Raw genomic sequence first — 19,888 nt, forward strand, 5'->3', positions numbered from 1 at the left:
AACATTAATTTTTATTTCATAACTTCTTGTTTTTATTGATTATAAAACTGATAAGAAGACATAAATAACAACAAAAAGAATATCCAAAAATCAAAAAAATATAGTTTTTTACAAAAAGTACTTTTTTATTATAATATGTGCAATTTTTTGTTTTAGAGGTTTTCCATGGCTAAAAATGCACTGTTTAATTTTCTTTTCAAAAACGAGAGTACTGTACAACTGCCTCAAGGATGTAAATTGGTATTAGACACCAACAAAGAAAGCCACTACTACTTCCGTATTGAATGCCCCAAACAAACAAAAGTTCTCTTAAAAGATAAAGAACATCGGTATGAGCTGGATAAACACCACATTAGTGTTTATCAAAATGAATATCGGGATAATCCAAAATTAAGCCAATATCATTACACTGCTGATTTTAAAAACCAATTAGGAGAACACTTTCGACTGCATGTTTACTTCAATGCTTTTGATCATTTGCTCTCAAACATAACCTTTGAGAAAGAAACAAACAATGGTTATGAATTGGTGGACAGCAAGGGTTTGAGGAGCCAATTCATCCTCTTGGCACTCAAGCATACAAAGCCTTTGATTAATAAACTGCGACAACAACACAATGAGACCATTAGCGGCTTGGAAGCTCGTTATAATGAGTGTGAGGAGCATCTTGCAAAACATTTTGATTCCCAAAAGGAGAATGCAGTTGAAGCGTTACAGATAACTGAAAAAGCATGTGCCATATTAAGAGAGCTCATTCCTCTTAGTCGATCGCCCAATTACCCGAAATTTCTTCGCTTTCACGATATAGCGGCTCGCGCCCTTCGAGAACGACAATCACTTCAAGTCTCACCTACAGCCACTCCTCAACTAAAAGCTTTGCATAATAAATCAACTGATACCCATGAAGACACTCCTTCAAATCCCGAAGTTGCTTCGCAGGATTCAGCCTCCTCAAAAGAAGAGGTTCCCGCAGTGGATGTCACTTTCTCAATGGTAGAAGAAGCTCCCACAGCAAGTGTTGCTATCCCAACGACGAAAACGAATTCATCAAAAAAATCGAAGACTACTTACGAATTGGAACATGAACTGGAGAAATTAAATTCCCAATTTGAAAACCTTAATAAGACAGCCAAAGAAGTACAAGCTAAAAAAATAGAGAAGTTACTGGCTAAAACATATGAAATCAGTTTGGTCTATGAACATCAAATCAAGTTAGCGGAACTACAGCAGTTACAAAAGATACGTCGAGGATTGAATACGCTTGGCGCCAATTTGTTGCCCGTTTTATTATTCAATAAACAATTTGAATTGGCTGCCTTATTAACTTCTTTTCATCATCTGTTACATGCTGAAAAATACATCAGCGTAGCCTTGCAAACTCGGAACCCTAATTTGTTGAATTTTATTTTGGAATATGGTGACGTCGATGTAAATCATCAACCGGTCACCGTGCACAAAATACCTTATCCATCTACAGTAGACGCCTGTTTTTACGAGGATAGCCATTCAAATTCTATGACTGAATGTCTCTCTGTCCTAATTAAGCATGGAGGATCACTTTTTGCTCCAGACAATAAGAATAAAGGTTTACCGATTGCTTATTCAATACTCTCCGGCAATTCCCATCCACTGTTTAAAGCATTACTCATGAATCGCGAAAAAACCATCGATTCCCCTGATTTTTTTAAAAATTTGATTGTTCTATTGCGCGCTTATTTGGAACGAGAAGACCTCAGTACATCAGAACGAAGTGCTATAGAATTAGAATTAAATAGTTTTGAGACCCAACTGGAGGTTTTGCAAAATCCCCCATTTAGGGATTCAAGCTCACGCTATGTAAAGAAACGCGCCAATTATCTAGAAGAAAAATATTTCGGTTCTCAAATACTCCAATTGAAGAGAGATCCCATGATCCTAGCCGCATACCAAGAAGTACAAAAAGCGTCTTCTCAACTCGCCTCTAAACTCACCAAAGCACAACTGCGACAAGAAAATATTGTTGCAAATAATGATCTCGAAAATCTGGATAAACTTTTAGACGGAATCGATATCACCAATCTGGATTTTGATTTCATAAAAACTGAAGTGCTTAAAAGTTTAAACGATGACTTACAATTAATTGAGAAAAAATCTCAACTCATTGATGTGCAGAAAGAGATAACTCGCCACCCGATTTATAGTAGAAGAGGAAGTAGAAAATATCGAGAAAAACTCCAAGAACAAGATACGCTCCTGCAAGATATAAGGAAATTGGAGAACCAAGACATTGAATCTCTGGAGCATTCTCTGAAAGATCTTGAAAATATTACTAAAACCCTTGGGTCTCTACAAGGGATGAGTACCTTATTAACTCAATTTTCCAGTTTATTTTCCTCCTTAGTCAATGACTCACCAACTCTATCTACAGAAGGCAAGGTTGAAAATATAGGCTCCCGTTTGGAAGAAGAAGAAGAGGAAGAAGAAGTGCTTGACAGCAAAAAAACCATATTAGGGTAAGTCAATCACCATTAGTTACGATTCAAGTAATGCAGTCAGAATTGTAAACTAAGCGAAGGCGCAAAGCCGTAGCCCAGGAGGGAAATTATTGAAACCCTGGGCTATCTTCGCTTAACTCAGAGATACTTTTCTATTTAAGGTAATGCAAAATGCCAATTCATCGCTCTGGACAGGCCTTCGAGCATGATTTCACCACGGATACTGTTACCTTTCGCATTTACTCTGGGGCTTAATACCACAATTCCTGCTTTACCAGGAATAACAGCGATGGTATAACCAGACACACCGCTTTTAGCGGGCATGCCCGTTTTAACCATATGGGTTCCCGTTTCATCATAAAGTCCACAGGTTGCCATAATTGCTAAAGTAATTTTACAGGTATCGGTGGAAATGAGTTGTTCGCCGCTGTCGGGATGGCGGCCTGCATTAGCTAATAGCGTAGGCAGGAACAGCATTTGTTCTAACTTGGCTTCATAGGAACAAAGCGCAAAATATAAATCCAAGGTTTCATGAACATCCGCTCCAAGATTATTTCTACTTTTTAATAAATAAGCCAGAGCTCGGTTGCGGTTACCCGTGCGTTTTTCAGAAGCAAAAACCAAGGGGTTAATGCTAAGGCGTTGATTAAATAATTTTTGTGTCCAATGTTCTAACCATCCAAATTGTTGTTCCCCTTTGCCTGGAATGTGCGAACATAAGGTAATCGCTCCAGCATTCAGCATGGGATTTGAAGGTTTAGGTCCAAATTGCTCTAAGCGGGTAATGGAAGCAAAATCATCTCCAGAAGGTTCTACCTTAACCCAGTCAAACAATTGCTCTTCACCAAACTCTTCAAGAAGGCCAATTAAAGGAATCATTTTAGCTGTACTTTGTAATGTGACTGGATTCAAAGGGCAGTTGCTATAAGAAAGGGGGGGCCCACCTAATGCTTGGACCGCAATCGCTGTCAACTCCGAATTCACATTAGCAAGTTCTGGAATATAATCCGCAGTTTTACCCTCTTGATTCAACTCTGCGGCACGAACCAAATCTTCTAGCATATGAATTGTAAGCAACGGTGACATAGGATCCTTAGACTGAAAAAAGCAGCCATTATGATAAATTTAGCACATTAAAACAAATAAATTTACAGAGAACATTAATTAAAAACTTAACGAAGAAGCAGAAGCATTTAAGGAAATTTGTCCGCCCAGCGGTAACACACAGCTTATTTCCCCGTGGCTATAGGAAAAAGATTTAATGCATGGCACTTTAAAACGAGTCGACCATTCAGTAATCACCTCATCAATTGTCCCTTCTTCAGGATCTTTTGAAATGCATTGTTCAAATGTTCCGAAAACAATTCCTGAAACTTGAGCAAATACAGAAGCTAATTCTAAATGAGACAACATTCTATCTACATTAAAAGGTTCCGTTCCTACATCCTCTAATAACAATATTTTTCCCCTGAAATCAGGCTGATATGGTGTTCCTATTAATGAAGTAATCAGTGATAGATTCCCACCAACAAGACTTCCTTGGATGATACCTGGATTAACACATTCACCTGCAACAATACGATAAGGTTCATTCATCAGACAGGCCAAAAGTGTTTCTTTGATTAAAGGAGTAAGTGCGGTGGTTAATGTAAATCCAGTATAGGAAATCAATCCCGTTTTTTTTAGAATCCCCAACTGCAACGCGGTGGTATCGCTAAAACCAACCAGTATCTTAGGGTTTTGCGCAATTATCTCATAATCAAGTAAGGGCAAAAGCCGTTGAGATCCTTGACCGCCTCGACTACAAATAATTGCTTTAATGTCAGGATCTGCAAAAAAGCTCATCATGTCTTGAGCACGATCGACGTCGCTACCTGCTAAGAATCGCTCCTCGTCCTGATAATGGGCTCCAAACCTTAATTTAAAGCCCATCTCATGCAGATAATGAACGCTTAAATCAATGGATTTTAATCTTAAGGGACTGGAAGGTGAAACGATACCTAAAGTATCGCCTTTCTGTAACGGCATGGGTCTTATGTTCATGAATCTCAAGTTTTATTACTCCTTGAATACCCTTAATTTTATTCCATATTATTTATGCTGAAAATTAAGTGATGCTGGTGAATTGATTTCCATTTACCCTACGTGCCCCAGCTTGTCCGAGGCATCCAGGAAGAGCTTCATTAAGAACAAATTTTTTCGTGGAAAAATCATCTAGAGAGCTCATTTTTTAAATGCGGGTTTTAATTTGACCATCCACTGGATGCCTCGGACAAGCCCACGTGGGTAGTGAGGACCAATTGTTCAACACACCTTATAATTTTGTTAACTGAATAATATTAGTATAATAACCCCAATTATATAATGAACGGCTATCAATGGGATTATGCAACATAGAAATGTCCTTAATCTAGTGCAGCATTACAGTTGGATTGCCTCTTGAAAAGAGTATAGGCTATTTTTGTAATTATTTTGTACAATAGATTATTTTTAAAAATATAACCTTGATAATGCTCAATACTTAAGGCAAAAATAATGGAATTTCATCCCACTTATACGCGTGTGATATATGGATAATAATCATATAGTTGTACTCAACTCAGGCTCTTCAAGTATTAAATTCGCTGTATATGAATTGAGTGCCTCCTTGCCCAAACAGTTGCATGGTATTGTTGAAAACATTCGGGAATCACCTGTTCTGAAACTGTATGACGAAAATAATGTCTTAGTGAGAGAAAATCATTTCGAAAAAGATCGCGGGTACAGCTACTTTTATGAATTATTATTGTCAGCTTTAAAAAACAATCAATTTGGTTTTCAAATCAGTGCCGTAGGACATCGGGTAGTGCATGGTGGTCTTGAGTTTAATTCCCCTGTCTTTATTTCTACAGACATCATGGAAAAATTAAAAAAACTCATTCCTTTTGCTCCGCTGCATCAGCCATACAATCTTGAAGCGATTGAGAATATCAGTAAACTCCATCCTGAATTACAACAAATCGCCTGTTTTGATACTGCATTTCATACCACTCATCCAAAGACAGCAGATCTATTTGGCCTTCCAAGAAAATTTTTTGAAGCAGGGGTTAAGCGATATGGTTTTCATGGGCTTTCTTATGAATTTATTATGCATCAGCTGAAAAACATTAATCCGGAAAAACACTCAGGTCGCATTGTCATTGCGCATCTGGGAAATGGTGCCAGCATGTGTGCGATCAAGAACGGAAAATCAATAGACAGTACTATGGGTTTCACCGCATTGGATGGACTGGTGATGGGCACACGTTGTGGCACTATCGATCCCGGGGTCATCCTTTATCTTTTACAATCTGAAAAAATGAGCCCAGATGAAATTCAAAATTTACTTTATAAAGAATCGGGCTTGTTAGGTGTTTCCGGCATTACTTTTAATATGCAAGAGTTGATTGAAGACAAAAGCCCGTATGCAAAAGAAGCAATTGAGCTGTTCGTCTATCGGATACGCAGAGAGCTCGGAGCACTTACTGCGGCACTTGGTGGGCTGGATGTATTGGTTTTCACTGGCGGTATTGGGGAAAATGCCTGGCAAATTCGTCATGCTGTCTGCCAAGACAGTGAATGGATCGGAATCGAAATCGATACGACTTTAAACAAGACAAAACAATTAATGATTAGTAGTCCCAAAAGTTTTGTCGATCTCTATACAATCCCTACCGACGAAGAATGGGTTATTGCCAATCATTGTTTCCATCTTATTAAGAATAAGGAATTATGACATGGACAACACATTACTTTCAGGAAAAAAAGCGTTGGTAGTTGGAATTGCCAATGAAAGTTCCATCGCCTTTGGTTGTGCCCATGCGTTAAAAATGGCTGGTGCTGATCTGGCAGTCACCTATTTAAATGAGAAAGCCAAGCCATTTGTGGATAAAGTCGCCAACATGCTGCAACCTTCCATTTATCGCCCGTGTGATGTGACCCAAGAGCATGATTTGGATGATTTATTTTTGGAAATTGGCAAAAAATGGGGGAAAATTGATATCGTGGTTCATTCGATTGCATTTGCACCCAAAGAAGATTTACAAAATCCTGTGCATGAATGCTCTAAAGAAGGGTTCCTCATGGCGATGGATATTTCCTGTCATTCGTTTATCCGTATGGCGAATCTGGCTAAACCGCTGATGAACAATGGCGGCTCCTTGTTTGCCATGTCATTCTATGGTGCAGAAAAAGTGGTCGATAATTATCATCTCATGGGGCCAGTTAAGGCTGCATTGGAGGCTTCTGTGCGTTACATGGCAGTAGAGCTGGGGCCACAACAAATTCGCGTCATCGCCCTTTCTCCCGGTCCGCTAAAAACCCGTGCAGCCTCAGGTCTGGAGAAGTTTGATGATTTACTTCAACTTGCAAAAGAAAAATCCCCCTTAAGGTCATTGGTTGATATCGATGATGTAGGTGCAATGGTGGTTTTTCTTGCCAGCCAATATGCTAAAAACATTACTGGAGATGTCATTTATATTGATAGTGGATATCATATTATTGATTAGGGTTTGTTGACCCAAGGTATCGTCAATTTTTTGATTAGAAACCTTGATGTATTGGATCATTAAATTAAACCTTCAATTCCATATTCAGACTTAACTTCCCAAATCCCACAATGATGCATTAAAATATAGTGAAACCACTGGTGCCACATCGCACTCCATGTCTCATGTAAATAATGGAAAACTATAATGAATATCGATCAAAAAATCACGTGTCCTATTTGTAGGAAACAAAATACCTGGTGCCCCGAGAACCAGTTCAAACCTTTTTGCTCTCAGCGATGTAAACTCATTGACTTAGGCGAGTGGGCTAGCGATTCTCGGAAAATTCCTGGAAATCCGCTTGATCCAGACCTCAAGGTTGCTGTTCATAATGGCCAAGATGAATGACTCTTCTTTCTTCTCATTCAGCGGAGATCAAAATCATATTATTTTATAGGAGCAAATCACCCAGGTAATCGCCAGTTCTCTATATTACGAGGAGACATCCATTCTATATGCGTAGGATAAAAACAGTCTACTTAATCAGCCTGATCTTTAGAGTCATCAGCGTCTTTTTGAGGATAAATTCTTACCTTAATAATTTTTGAGGGACTAACTTTTTCAATTTTGGCATGAAATTCTGGAAATTCAATGTGCTCTCCTTCCTTAGGTAAGTAGCCCAAGCGATGAATAAATAATCCATTTAAAATATCAATCTCATCGTCTATATCGATATCCTGGTTCAATGCTTGTTCTAAAGAATAGATGGAGCAATTACCTGAAGCAGATATACTCCCATCATCATTTAATACCCAATCCACTTTAGTACGATGAAATTCATCTTTAATTCGACCAATCATTACCTGCAGTAAATTATCGAGCGTAACAAATCCCAAAATACTCCCGTTACCGCGGTAAACGAGTGCAAAATGAGACATCCCTTCACGGAATTTATGTAACAAATCCAATGCAGGTACGCGACGTGACACTTTGAGAACCGGTCGGAGAAGTGATTGCAATTCTTTGATCTCGCCGTGTTGATAAAAGATGGGAAGGAGATCTTTAACATGAATAATACCTATAACATCTTTTTTATCTGGATCATAAACTGGATAACGACTGTAACGATGCTTCATAATGATCTCGATGATTTCCTGGATAGGTTTGCTTATATTGAGCATGACCATTTCTTCGTTAGATCGCATCACTTCAGTTACTTTAAGTTCCGCTAAATCCAGAGTATGCTCAATGATTTCAACCTCCTCTTCCGTAAGCTCACCATGAAGATGGCTTGTGCCTAAAAGCAGTTTTATTTCATCTGTAGAATAAAAATACTCACTCTGATGCACTTCATCTAATTTAAAAATTCTTAAAAGAAAATTTGAGCAAGTATTGAGTAGCCATATTGCAGGATACATAAGCCAATAAAAACCATATAGAGGTAGGGCAGTCCACACAGACACTCTTTCTGACTGACGAACTGCAAGGGATTTAGGCATTAACTCCCCAACGACAATATGGAGAAAAGAAATAAATGAAAAAGCGACAAAAAAAGCAATGACCGTGATTAATTGGGGTGAGCTCACACCAATAAAAATCAAAAATGGCCTCAACAGATCAGCAAAAGCGGGTTCTCCTATCCAACCCAATCCAAGTGAGGCAATCGTGATACCGAGCTGGCATGCAGATAAATACGCATCAAGATGTTTGTGGACATGGACTAAAATTCTTCCGCGTAAACCATACATATCCTTGATTGCTGCAACACGAGTGGCTCGCAGTTTTACCATTCCAAATTCGGCTGCCACGAAAAATGCATTAAGTAAAACCAATAAAAACGCTAATAGAACCTGTAAAAAATTGATCACCAGGAATTTCCTTATCTCGAAACTCAAAAGTTAGTGAGATTTATTTTTTTCAAGAGTCTCTCTCCAAGCTTGCTCTTCAGACATAGTTTCAAAAATCTCTTTATCTGTTTTTTCTATGTCATGTTCTTCTATTTTTTTCTCATGCTTAGAGCCTGCCAAATTACTGGGTTTCTTTTGATTTTTAATATTATTCACACGCTCCACTGCGTGGGGTTGAGGATTTTGATAGATTTTCATATAAGTCCTTTTTTACCAATAGCCGTAAGTATAAGTATAGTTCCTTCAGGTAAATTGGCTTATTTTTCCCGGAAATAACATACATTTGCCTATAAGTTTTTATGTTTTTTACTGCTGTAGATAGAACCTGGAGAACGAGTGGCGCAGACTGGTGCGAGCCTGTTCTATTGCTTATTGATTATATAGAGCGGCAGCATCAATTAATTCGTTCTTGGGGAGCGGCCGTTGTATGATGCGACCCGAGCGCCCCACTCCAACAGATTTTTATTGCAATCATCTTTATCCAAAATCACCTCAATAAAACATAAAGCATCTGTTTTTTTGGCTTCTTTAATTGCATCGAGAAGTGCTTGATGCGTTGGAGCTCTAAAAGCTCGAGCGTTCGCTTGTTCTCCATTAAAAACATCGACTAAATCCGCATAACGCCAATTATTAATCACATTATATGGACCGTCATGAATTTGCACCTCGATCGTATACGAAGCATTATTCATTAAAAAAATGATGGGCTTGAATCCATAACGAACGAGTGTAGAAAGCTCCTGGGCACTCATTTGAAAAGAACCATCGCCAATCAAAGCAATAACCCGCTTTTTATTGTGAAGCGCTGCTTGCATACCCAGAAGTGCTCCTACAGACCACCCAATCGATCCATATTGCATTTGAATTTCAAAGGGGCAATTTTCAGGCAAGTTAAGCCGCATACCATTGAACCATGAGTCTCCAGTTTCTGCCAAAACCCCATAATCACTGCTCAAAAGCTTTTGAATTTGTCCAAATAGAAAGCGGGTGGTCAGTGGTGAATTCAGATCATCAGGTTCGTTATATAAAGGTGCAGAACCTGCGATTCGTTGATACGCTTTGACTGAAGCATCATTAAATTTTAATTTGTCCTTTAATCCTCGCAAGAACTCATTCATATACACTTCGGTATATACTTTGCCAGCGATAGAGACACTCCCATCAGCAATAACAATAAGTTTCTTAGGCTGGATATTACACACATGCCCAACAGTCGTATAATCGTTAAAATTAGGCCCGATAAAGAAATACAGGTCGCTTGATTCTACAATTTCCCCACATCCCGGGGAACTGACGGGCCCCCAATAAATACCCATGTAATTAGGATGTTGTTCTGAAACAAATCCCTTTGCATCAGGCATTGCTGCTAAGGCATAGCCGCAGGATTTGCTTAAGGTTTCGATCATAGCGGTTGCTTCGCAGGGGCGAGATTTACTGCCTGCAATCAGTACTGGCTTAACAGCAGTATTGAGCTTCTCTGCTGCATCTTCAATCGCTGCAGTAAGAGAGGAGGTATCGCTCAAACGTTTGACATTAAGCGCCCGCTGTGTGGGTGGGGAAACAGTCAGCCCCGCAATATTGCAGGCAATTTCAATATAGACAGGTTTTTTCTTTTCCAAGGCAATTGCTATAGCGGTGTCAATTTGCATGGGCGCATCACTTGGCCTATGAATAAACACACTATGCGCCGTAATTTTCGCAAATATTTCGCGAACGTAGCTGTAATTTTCCGTTGCCAGCGTATGATGTAAAATTTCTGCATCCTGTACGGAGTTTGTATTAGGACCGCCTGAAATGACGATTACAGGCAAATTCTCAGCATAAGCTCCTGCAACTGCATTGACCGCACTTAAGCCGCCAACACTAAAGGTGACAACCAAGGCAGAGACGCCTTTTATTCGCGCATAACCATCTGCTGCATAACCCGCATTGAGCTCATTACAGCAATTGATCATTTTCAGGGACGTATTTTTTAATAATTCATCCAATAAACCCAGATTATAATCCCCAGGAATTGCGAAGTAATCATTCATTCCTAATTCTTGGAGACGCTGTGCGAGATAAGTACCTACAGTAGCCATAAGGAATCCTTTCTTTGAAATACTGAACAGAGCATTTAAATTTATTATGGCAGTGGGTGATTCTTTCTTCAAGGAATTCTTTGCCCTTTTATTGAGCACAGCAGTGAGGTGGAAATTTATGAGACAGTTACTTTTTTAAATGCTCAACAAAATAGTCCCAAATTCTACGCCAAACATAAGCATTCATAAAATACAGAGAATGGTTCTCATTCGGAACTAACAGCATATCGAAATTTTTATCTGCCTTAATTAACGCATCAACCAATTGCAACATATTGGATGGATGGACGTTATCATCTAAATCGCCATGAATCAGAAATAGCTTTCCCTTAAGTTGAGCAGCCAAGGGATAATTCGATTGCAGGGCATAATCTACATCGTTTGGTAAACCATGATACCGTTCACCCCAAAATGCCAAATAGCTTCGTAGATCTTGTAACCCAGAAACACAGACTCCTACCTGGTAAAACTCAGAATAATCCAACAAAGCGCGAGTTGCAGCATACCCGCCTGCTGATTGTCCGATAATCCCGACTCGCTTTATATCCATATAAGGATACTGCTCTGCCAGGCTTTTAATCACCGCAACATGATCTTCTAATCCCCCAGCGGTTTCTAAATGTTGGTAAGAATATTCATGAAATTTTTTAGAGCGCAAAGGGGTACCGCGCCCGTCCATGTTAACGACGATGAAACCTAATTCAGCCAAACTTTGCGGCCACCAGCACCCGTAGAAATATTCAGGAGGATCATAACAATAGGTTTTAGGCACACGTGTTAATTGTGGACCTGGATAAATGTCATCAATAATTGGGTATTTTTTCTTTGGGTCAAAATGGGTAGGAAAATACATGACCCCATAAATATCTGTTTCCCCGTCTGCACCCTTGAGGCAAAAAGAGTTCGGTTGTTTATATCCCAAGGCATGGAGCAGAGAAAAATCAGCTTTTTCCAATAGAGCAATTTCGTTCCCAATCTTATCATATATTTTGGTGACTGGAATAGAGTCCATGGAAGAACAATAATCAATAAAATAGTCGCACGAGGGTGAGAAAACAATGGAATGATCTGCAATTTCCGGGGTCAATAATTGCATCTCTTTCCCATCCAAGCGCGCTCGATATAAATAACGAAAATAGGGATCAACACCCGGTTCTTTGCCATTCCCTAAAAAATATACCCAGCGGTTTTTGGTATCAACATGAACGACTTTGCGAACCATCCATTCACCTTGGGTAACTGGATTTTTCACTTGCCCAGTTGATAAATCATATAAATAAAGGTGCGCCCAACCGTTATGCTCCGATAACCAAATAAATTCATGTGTCTCTGCAAGTATTTGCGTGTAATTCTGCCACAAAATTAATTGACTGGGCTCAACATATCCTGAGGATTTTTCAGTGAGAATGATTCGATACTGTTCTGTTGTAACATCCAACTCACACAAAGAAAGTTGATGATTGCCCCGTTCTTCTTTTAAAAAAAAGATTTTTTTACTGTCCTCACTCCACCAAACATAGCCGGCTTCAATGGGGGATCCGACTAATGCAGGCAACAATGGGGGCATATCGATTTTACTCAGTTTCTGTTCTGTGACATCAATCAAACATAATTTGATTTCTGGGATCGCCTCGTCTCCTACAAAAGGAATATGCGCATCATAAACTTTAGGACGAAATGAACCGTCCTCCGGAACATGTTGCAGCAGTGCTAATTTTTTCACCAGCTGCTGATTGCATTGAAAAGTAATAATTTTTTGTGAATCGGGAGACCAGATAGCCATAGGCGGTAATGGGGTCTGCATCCGATGCAGCGTTAATGAGGTTAGATTCGTATCAGGAGAAACAGCATATGCATTCGTTGCGGTGCCGTCAGTTGTAAGTTGATACTCTTTATTTTCAGCAAATGAAAATAGAAATAAGTTATGCTCCTTACTGTATATATCCCAATATTGATCTGGTGAACGAATTCTTGGCGCAATGGAAATGGGTAAAAGCCCCCAAAGCTCCATAATCGTGGGACATCGGGACATTGCAGCAGGTTTTTTTCTCTCTGGCACAAGCGAGAGCACCTGCGTCGTCCGATCATATTGAAAAATAAATTGCTCAATATGGAGTTGCAAAATATGTTCGTCAACAAAGCCAATTGTATTGATTGGCAAGGCAAAAGCCGTGATTTCCCGATTTAATTTTTCTGCAACGTTGCGCGCCAGCAATGAATGATCAAAAGCAGGTTCCTTCTTCTTGTTGTGCAGATTAAAAATAAGATATTCATAGCCTTGAATCGTATCATGTCGATAGCAAATCCGCTGTTCATCGGGTGACCACGCAATTGAAGGTTGAACGTTTTTTAGTAAAGCAACCACATTTTGCGGAAGAAATTTTTTTGCCTTCTCATAACGCTTTTCTCTCTCTTTCTCCATAAGCATCCCTATTACTTGTGACTTTGTTGCATTTTGGTGAGCATGTCATTTAAATCACTGTATACCCAAGCTTCCACAATTTGCTGATTATGATCCAAGCGGAAAATAGTAATGCCACTATAAAATACAGAGATACCTGTTGCAGGAATTCCTGAAAATTCATTACGATGGGTCCCATGTCCATGCCAGCGTGTCACCACTTTATCACCACTAACCATCAGATCATCAATAGAGTGTATTAGATCCGGGAAAGCGCGATACCATTGCAATAAGGCTTCTTTAAAATCCTGTAAATTGGCTGCTTGATCATAGCTAAAATGAATTGCAGTCTTTGCTGAAAAAAGCTCATCCGCCAATGCAGCATTTTGTTGATTCCACATCTCATCAAATACTCTTCTCACCGTCTTTTCTATTGCTGTAGTCATCTTCATTCGCTCCTTGATTCCTAGGACTTCACATGTCACGCTGCGGGATTCTGCGGAGTATTCGCCAATTGCTCGGCTTTATTTTTATATGCTTTAACTTCTTCAACTTGCTCAAACAACCGTTCATGTTTTTTTACTACAGTTGAATACAATCTGGAATTAAGTAACGCCGCAATATCAAAATCGGTAAGTCGCTCTCTTGATTTTTTATTTTCCAATGCAGCAATGAGTTTTTCTGCAGCCTTTATTTTATCTTCAACACTAAATCCAAATTTTAAGGTAATAAGATTCGTTTTATATTGCGCTGACTTTTCATTGACATGCATCCATTTTGGCAGGTTCCATTCCGCTCGACGTGTCTGACAATATTTTTTCAGATCGTCAATAAAATCATTGATTGCGTGATCATTATCTGATGAAGGAGCCTCTTTCTGAGCAGCCTTTTTATCAGTTATTTCTTTTCTTGGAGGAGGATTATTGAAAAGCTCTAAAAACTCTTGCAAATTATTTTCTTCTGCAAATTGACGTGCGGATTTTGATTCGTGTATATCTTCTAGTTCGGGATCATCTCCATACTCCAATAGTAGCCTGGCGACCCCCAGCTGATTACTCTTGACTGCCAAAAGCAGAAGGCTGAAGTCTTCTTCAAATCCTTTAGGGTCCACACCATGATCAAATAGCGCCTTTAAACTTTCAATAAAACCTTTTTCTATCGCCGCTGCCATGGCCTTATTTTTTCCACTAGGGCGTTGAGAGGCCTTCCCTCCGTATTCAAGAATTAATTTTACAATGTTGTAATCGTTTAAGCTTATGGCATCTTCCATGGCACTGTCAATTATAGCGCCCACCCCCTTAGGACCTACAGGACGAGAATTAGGGTCTGCACCATTTTTTAAAAGCATTTCAATAATATGCAGGTCTTTCATTGCTATTGCTGCGCGCAGGGGGGTGTTAACACGATCATAAGGCATATTCAGATCAACGTTGTTCTTTATTAGTTCTTCTATTGCCTGTACTTTTCGATTCAAAATAGCCAAAATTAGAGGGGTCACCTTATCCGCTCTCGGCTTATTAATATCTGCTCCATGAGCAACCAGAGGAGTAATCACTTCAAAATCGTTGCCTGCAGCTGCAGCAGTCAGCCAAGTTCCCCCTTGAGAATCAGCCCAATTGGCTTTCTTTGCCATATCTTTCTGTGAGCGACTCTTTACTTCCTGCGCCCAATTGATTAGTTCTTGATTTAACTGTTCATTCTCAGACAATACAGAGACGTGGGTGTAAATCGCCGCAATGTCATTGGCAGAACAGCCCTTTATCACCGCTCGAGCAAGTTCATCATTTTCTGTGAACTTCTGAGCTGGAATCTTGTTCGCATCGATAAAGGTCCATTTATCACTTCTAGGATCAAAAGACACTGCAACAGCATGTTGTATTCCATAACCTGCTAAAGTCAAGCATATAGGCGTAGTTGGCTTTGGAATCATGGCATTAATTTTTTCTCTCAGAAGCCCAAAATAATCACTTGCCATATCTTCATATCGATAAGCACCGGATAAGGTGATTGGTACAGAAATTATTTCTCCTTGGTTTTCAATCTTTCGAGGGGTAATTAATTTAACAAAGCTATCTTGCTCGAGTGATTCTGTATCATTAAATAAATGAGGATAGAGATGGCGTTGTTGCGTCAATTCGATTCCATCCAAAAAAGCATGCGTATCAACAAGGAGATTGTTCGCCTGCAATTCATCTTCCAGTATCTTCTTGAGCAAGTTTTCTGTGGTTTCTTTTCCCTCCTGTGCGTTAAATTGAATTGTCGCAGCCTTTTTAAAATCATCAAGAGGAATATCTAATAAACGGTTAACTCTTTGCTCAAAAACATCGAATTCATCTGCAAAAATAGCTTGCATTGCCATATATGCATAGCCGTTACATATACCTCCCTCACTAGAGGTGTAACCTAATGCTTTCATTAAATCAATCAGTTGGCCATGCTTGCTAAGTAGTGGTGGTGCTTCCTCTTTTTCTTGCATAATAAAACTAAACAAAATAGAGAATAGTTAAAGTATAGCTTTTTTTTAAATTTTTATGATGCCACACCAGTCTTACGTAACATGTCGATAGCTGTTTATGCTGAACAGCTAAAAAAGGGGATTACTGTTCTCCGAATTCATTGCATCGATCCTCAATTAAATGTCGATATAATTTACGTTTGTTGATGTAGTTGAACACCACCAAAGGTTCCTCCTGCACTCCCGATGTAATTTAATGCTTTCATCAAATGAATCAGTAGCCATGTTGCTGGATGTTGTCTCAACATTTTTCTTTCATTGTTCAAAAACCGGAACGTAAAGATTATTTTGTGTATTTATGGGTCACAACTGGATCGGCTTAATGCAGTTGCAGCAAGGACCCCTACTGCAGCGATGCTGAGCGCCACAGCAGGTTTAAAAAAACTAAATTGATTTGTTTTTTTTCTTTCATCTGTTTTAAATTCCTGAAGCATAGTAGGTCCCTGTGGAGGGCTTGCATTCACAATCATTCCTGGACGTGCTTTAATTTTTACTTCGGAAAATGGTATGTTCCCCTTTTCTGCCCTCATGGTGTAATCACCGGGAGGGACGTTGATAAAAGCAACGCCGCCATCCAAAGAAGTCGCTTTTAATGTTTTGATAAAAGGATTGGTTTTGTGAATAATTGGAAAAATATCAAAATAAAAAGTTTTTGCCTCTACTTTAGGAAACAATGATACCGTAACACCCTCAACACCTTGGGGAATATCATCCATAGTGGTATTAGGCGGCGTTACCGTTGCCGCAATCTGACACGCTTGAGGATCTTCAGTTTCGCCCATTGCAAAAGAAAGAAATTTATATGCCATATTGGAAGGGACCTGAAATGAAATATTTTTTAGAAAATTCTCATTATTTATTCCTTCGGGGGGAACAATTAGGGTCGCTGTTTGTATCGTCTTATACCCAGTCCAAAAAGATCCGGGTTTTTCAAAAACCAAAGTAATAGGCGTTCCAACAGGCCACTCAATTGGTCCAAATTTCCCGGAGGAGTCCGTCTTAAATTTTAATTCCTTATTTTCCAGTACCGTAACCGTTGCATCCGCAATGGGCTGACCAGATATAAACGAACGAGCAAACCCATATATCAATGCTGTTGCCATAATAAGTTCCTTTTAAAAAATCATAAGGCAAAGAGCGCCCGATGAGGTTTCCGCGAATAATTTTCAACCCTTTAGACTCTAAATGGGTTCTGGCGAAAATAAAAATATTCAATTACATCAAATTGCTAGAAAAGTGATTACAGGGTTAATTTTTCCTTATAAAAATAACGCAAGATGATATAGATTAAAAGTGCAAAACCTTTGTACTATTAATTACTGGGTGTCAAGCTGCTTCTCATCACCATTGCACTGAGGTATAGTAATTTTAAACCATGTTCCTTCTTGAAAACATTGAGGAGACCTATCCTGCTCGCATGTATTGCTTATCGCTGGATCACCGCCCAACTTCCAACTCTTTGCTGCCTTACGGGCATGGGCCTATTTTTATTATCAATAACGTGTCATGCAGAAAGCACACATACTCCTTCCTTTGACTATATTGTGGATACAGATATTGGAGGAGACATTGATGATGTTTTTGCATTATTGCTTGCAATTAATAGCGAGCATAAGCCACTCGCTGTGACAGCAAATCATATTGAAGTTGAGGAAAAATCCCGTATTGCCAAACTGATTATGACGGAACAAGGCTATCCTTATATCCCTGTCTATGCAGGCATAGGAGTAAAAAGATCCGATCCTAAGACTCAATTCTTACAACAAAATCCTTTATGGCCGCCCTTTTATGGCTATCCTAATCCTGAAAAAGGGGAAAAAAGTTGGCATATAAAACAAGCCGTCGCTTATAAAGACTTCTATGGGGAAATTTTTAATAAACAGTTTATAGAGCAAGAGACTGCTCCAGCCTTTATTGCAAGAACTGCAAGGCATTATTCGGCCGAACATAAGCTTATTATCGTTGCATTAGGACCTTTACATAATATTCATGCAGCTCTTTTGCTCGATAACTCGATTAAAGATAAGATCAAAATCTATGCAATGGGGGGAAATTATCCTAAAGGCTACAATTGGCTAATATCCCCTGAAATCACAACAGCAGTCCTAAAAAATGTTGAAACAATTTATGTTGCAAGCGAACTTATAGAAAAGCACCATCTGTATATAACCCCAAAAGAATTCGATGATATTGAAATAAGCCTGCATTCACGACTGGGGAAGACCATTATAGAAGACTGGAAAAATTGGCATCAAATAGATGCAAATCATAAAAAAAATACTTATTTGGCCGATCCAGTTACGTTGTATCTTGCACTGCATCCTGAAGAAATTACCCTATTAACCCCACAAAAAATTACATTTCCTTGCTTGGATGAAAAAGGAGTTTTAAAACAAGAATTTCAAGGCTTATGGTATTCCATGCCAGGTCTTGACGAGAAGCTTATTCAAATCTTGGACAAACCAATGAGCCCCATTCAAGCTGTATCCGAAATTGCAGCTCCGGACACTATAAAACAAGCAATTATGACCGCCATTTTAAGTTCAGACCGGAATTGAGTGCACGCGCATTTGATCTATTCCACACCTCTTTACTCATTGATGATGGAACAGTATCACAAGATAGAATTAAAAAGAGTAAGAAATTGACCATTGACAAAGATATGGAAAAAGTTGAATCTGAGTTATAAATTTGCCGATTTACCGTCTTTGTATCTTAAAAACTTACTTGGAACTAAGTCACTATGGTCACTTTTAAAAAAATAATCTTCTTCTTTTTATATTTCCTCTTAAGTATCACTTCCTATAGCCAACCACTGAAAAATGACCTGGAAATGCTGGTTAATTATAATTATCTGGGGGCATTTTCTAAAGAGGTAGCGCAGAAGACATTAAAAAAAATGCCACCGCTTGATGTGCTCGAAGCAAATTATGATGTGGATCTTTATAAAATCAGCTATAAAACCCCAGCCCCTGATGGCCAGATGACTATTGCTTCTGGACTGGTAGCTGTACCTCATGGAACAAATAAGATAGGAATTGTCAGTTATCAGCATGGTACTCGCTTCAAGCATGAGGATGCTCCCTCCAGGATAAAAGAGGGCGATTATGTATATCCCGCTTTGTTTGCCAATCATGGCGGTTATCTGACGGTAATGCCCGATTACCTTGGATTGGGGGATAATGAATTACCTCTGCATCCTTATGTACAATATGAAACACTGGCCAGCAGCAGCGTGAATATGCTTTTGGCTGCCAAAGAGCTTGCCGCAATAATAAAAATCGAACTCAATGACCAACTATATATTGGCGGTTACTCTGAAGGAGGATTCTCCTCCTTAGTGATGTTTGAGCTCCTTGCCCAAAAGTATCCACACATACCGGTTACTGCAGTTGCTTTAGGCTCTGCGCCATATGACTGGGATGAAACGATGAAATTTATTATGCTGGATCCGGGACCACGGGCTACTGCGTATTTGGCGTATTTTTTCTATTCACTGCAAACCTATAAAAATTATTGGCCTAATTTGAATCAAATCTTTATCAGTCCTTACAATACCCTCATTCCAGAGTTATTTGATGGGTTCCATTCCACCAAAGAAATACTTGAGGGGCTGCCTCAAAATCCGGCATTAATTTTTCAACCGGAATTTTTTAATGCCATCTTAAATCATACAGACAGCAACTCAGAGAAATTGAAGCACTATTTCAATCATTATGATTTTTCCCCCACAGCACCATTATTGCTTGTTGGCACAAAAGGGGATAGAGATGTTCCTTACCATGGGGCAGAAATTGCTTATGAGCAATTTACAAAATACAGTAGTGCGGTCTTTATTCAATCAGTCAGCGACACACTGGATCATCGGGATGCGGGGCCGTATGTCTTTTATAAAATGCTGCAATTTTTTAAACGTAAAACGTACCTGCTGAATAAGAAACATCTGTTAGGGCCCCGGAATCAATGGGGCAATCTGAACCCTTAGCAATCCTCAAAAATTTTTAC

General features: G+C 39.2%; 15 protein-coding genes. 6 read left to right on the plus strand and 9 right to left on the minus strand.

All coding sequences use genetic code 11. The features are described 5' to 3' along the window. Nucleotides 1-165: 165 nt before the first annotated feature. Nucleotides 166-2,496: a nucleotide exchange factor GrpE gene (locus tag LXO92_RS00515; protein WP_232890105.1), complete on the plus strand. Its 2,331-nt coding sequence runs from the start codon at nt 166-168 to the stop codon at nt 2,494-2,496. A 134-nt stretch (nt 2,497-2,630) separates the two neighbouring features. On the opposite strand, the gene glsA is transcribed toward LXO92_RS00515, so the two are convergent. After that, entirely contained in the window at nt 2,631-3,560 is a 930-nt protein-coding gene (gene glsA, locus LXO92_RS00520; protein WP_182350808.1) for a glutaminase A, read from the minus strand. A gap of 78 nt (nt 3,561-3,638) precedes the next feature. Continuing rightward, nucleotides 3,639-4,517: a S66 peptidase family protein gene (locus LXO92_RS00525; RefSeq protein WP_182350809.1), complete on the minus strand. Its 879-nt coding sequence runs from the start codon at nt 4,515-4,517 to the stop codon at nt 3,639-3,641. A gap of 526 nt (nt 4,518-5,043) precedes the next feature. Between LXO92_RS00525 and LXO92_RS00530 the strand changes: the two genes are divergently transcribed. The 3 genes from LXO92_RS00530 to LXO92_RS00540 all read left to right on the plus strand — a co-directional run bounded on the left by LXO92_RS00530 (nt 5,044) and on the right by LXO92_RS00540 (nt 7,387). Then, the gene (locus LXO92_RS00530) at nt 5,044-6,228 is read left to right on the plus strand and encodes an acetate/propionate family kinase (RefSeq protein ID WP_232890106.1); all 1,185 of its coding nucleotides are present in this window, start codon (nt 5,044-5,046) and stop codon (nt 6,226-6,228) included. Nucleotide 6,229: 1 nt separating this feature from the next. Further along, nucleotides 6,230-7,000: an enoyl-ACP reductase FabI gene (fabI, locus tag LXO92_RS00535; protein WP_182350811.1), complete on the plus strand. Its 771-nt coding sequence runs from the start codon at nt 6,230-6,232 to the stop codon at nt 6,998-7,000. 186 nt (nt 7,001-7,186) lie between these two features. Continuing rightward, a complete protein-coding gene (locus LXO92_RS00540) occupies nt 7,187-7,387 on the plus strand; it encodes a DNA gyrase inhibitor YacG (protein WP_182350812.1) in 201 nt (66 codons plus the stop codon). 131 nt (nt 7,388-7,518) lie between these two features. Here LXO92_RS00540 and LXO92_RS00545 read toward each other — a convergent pair whose 3' ends face one another. The 7 genes from LXO92_RS00545 to LXO92_RS00575 form a co-directional block, all read right to left on the minus strand. Next, nucleotides 7,519-8,847, minus strand: coding sequence for a hemolysin family protein (locus LXO92_RS00545; protein ID WP_182350813.1), 1,329 nt, complete (start codon nt 8,845-8,847; stop codon nt 7,519-7,521). Nucleotides 8,848-8,877: 30 nt separating this feature from the next. Next, nucleotides 8,878-9,084: a hypothetical protein gene (locus tag LXO92_RS00550; RefSeq protein WP_232890107.1), complete on the minus strand. Its 207-nt coding sequence runs from the start codon at nt 9,082-9,084 to the stop codon at nt 8,878-8,880. Nucleotides 9,085-9,284: 200 nt separating this feature from the next. Beyond that, nucleotides 9,285-10,967, minus strand: a complete 1,683-nt coding sequence (locus LXO92_RS00555) for a thiamine pyrophosphate-binding protein (protein WP_232890108.1) — start codon at nt 10,965-10,967, stop codon at nt 9,285-9,287. Nucleotides 10,968-11,094: 127 nt separating this feature from the next. Continuing rightward, the gene (locus tag LXO92_RS00560) at nt 11,095-13,389 is read right to left on the minus strand and encodes a S9 family peptidase (RefSeq protein ID WP_232890109.1); all 2,295 of its coding nucleotides are present in this window, start codon (nt 13,387-13,389) and stop codon (nt 11,095-11,097) included. Nucleotides 13,390-13,400: 11 nt separating this feature from the next. After that, entirely contained in the window at nt 13,401-13,814 is a 414-nt protein-coding gene (locus LXO92_RS00565; protein ID WP_232890110.1) for an ester cyclase, read from the minus strand. A gap of 35 nt (nt 13,815-13,849) precedes the next feature. Next, the gene (locus LXO92_RS00570) at nt 13,850-15,844 is read right to left on the minus strand and encodes an ankyrin repeat domain-containing protein (protein ID WP_232890111.1); all 1,995 of its coding nucleotides are present in this window, start codon (nt 15,842-15,844) and stop codon (nt 13,850-13,852) included. Between the two features lie 335 nt (nt 15,845-16,179). Next, the gene (locus LXO92_RS00575; protein WP_182350818.1) at nt 16,180-16,986 is read right to left on the minus strand and encodes a carboxypeptidase-like regulatory domain-containing protein; all 807 of its coding nucleotides are present in this window, start codon (nt 16,984-16,986) and stop codon (nt 16,180-16,182) included. A 282-nt stretch (nt 16,987-17,268) separates the two neighbouring features. Here LXO92_RS00575 and LXO92_RS00580 point away from each other — a divergent pair, with 282 nt between their 5' ends. Continuing rightward, entirely contained in the window at nt 17,269-18,441 is a 1,173-nt protein-coding gene (locus LXO92_RS00580; RefSeq protein ID WP_232890112.1) for a nucleoside hydrolase, read from the plus strand. Between the two features lie 185 nt (nt 18,442-18,626). Beyond that, nucleotides 18,627-19,868: an alpha/beta hydrolase family protein gene (locus LXO92_RS00585; RefSeq protein WP_232890113.1), complete on the plus strand. Its 1,242-nt coding sequence runs from the start codon at nt 18,627-18,629 to the stop codon at nt 19,866-19,868. The last annotated feature ends 20 nt before the right edge of the window (nt 19,869-19,888 follow it).

Origin of the sequence: Legionella resiliens (genome assembly GCF_021344005.1) — a bacterium.
GTDB classification, from domain to species: domain Bacteria; phylum Pseudomonadota; class Gammaproteobacteria; order Legionellales; family Legionellaceae; genus Legionella; species Legionella resiliens.

Excerpts from the sequence above, each read along its gene's own strand:
- fabI (WP_182350811.1), top strand. The coding sequence starts at position 6,230 with ATGGACAACACATTACTTTCAGGAAAAAAAGCGTTGGTAGTTGGAATT.
- glsA (WP_182350808.1), bottom strand. The coding sequence starts at position 3,560 with ATGTCACCGTTGCTTACAATTCATATGCTAGAAGATTTGGTTCGTGCC.
- LXO92_RS00570 (WP_232890111.1), bottom strand. The coding sequence starts at position 15,844 with ATGCAAGAAAAAGAGGAAGCACCACCACTACTTAGCAAGCATGGCCAA.
- LXO92_RS00565 (WP_232890110.1), bottom strand. The coding sequence starts at position 13,814 with ATGACTACAGCAATAGAAAAGACGGTGAGAAGAGTATTTGATGAGATG.
- LXO92_RS00555 (WP_232890108.1), bottom strand. The coding sequence starts at position 10,967 with ATGGCTACTGTAGGTACTTATCTCGCACAGCGTCTCCAAGAATTAGGA.
- LXO92_RS00585 (WP_232890113.1), top strand. The coding sequence starts at position 18,627 with ATGGTCACTTTTAAAAAAATAATCTTCTTCTTTTTATATTTCCTCTTA.
- LXO92_RS00530 (WP_232890106.1), top strand. The coding sequence starts at position 5,044 with ATGGATAATAATCATATAGTTGTACTCAACTCAGGCTCTTCAAGTATT.
- LXO92_RS00525 (WP_182350809.1), bottom strand. The coding sequence starts at position 4,517 with ATGAACATAAGACCCATGCCGTTACAGAAAGGCGATACTTTAGGTATC.
- LXO92_RS00560 (WP_232890109.1), bottom strand. The coding sequence starts at position 13,389 with ATGGAGAAAGAGAGAGAAAAGCGTTATGAGAAGGCAAAAAAATTTCTT.
- LXO92_RS00575 (WP_182350818.1), bottom strand. The coding sequence starts at position 16,986 with ATGGCAACAGCATTGATATATGGGTTTGCTCGTTCGTTTATATCTGGT.
- LXO92_RS00515 (WP_232890105.1), top strand. The coding sequence starts at position 166 with ATGGCTAAAAATGCACTGTTTAATTTTCTTTTCAAAAACGAGAGTACT.
- LXO92_RS00550 (WP_232890107.1), bottom strand. The coding sequence starts at position 9,084 with ATGAAAATCTATCAAAATCCTCAACCCCACGCAGTGGAGCGTGTGAAT.
- LXO92_RS00540 (WP_182350812.1), top strand. The coding sequence starts at position 7,187 with ATGAATATCGATCAAAAAATCACGTGTCCTATTTGTAGGAAACAAAAT.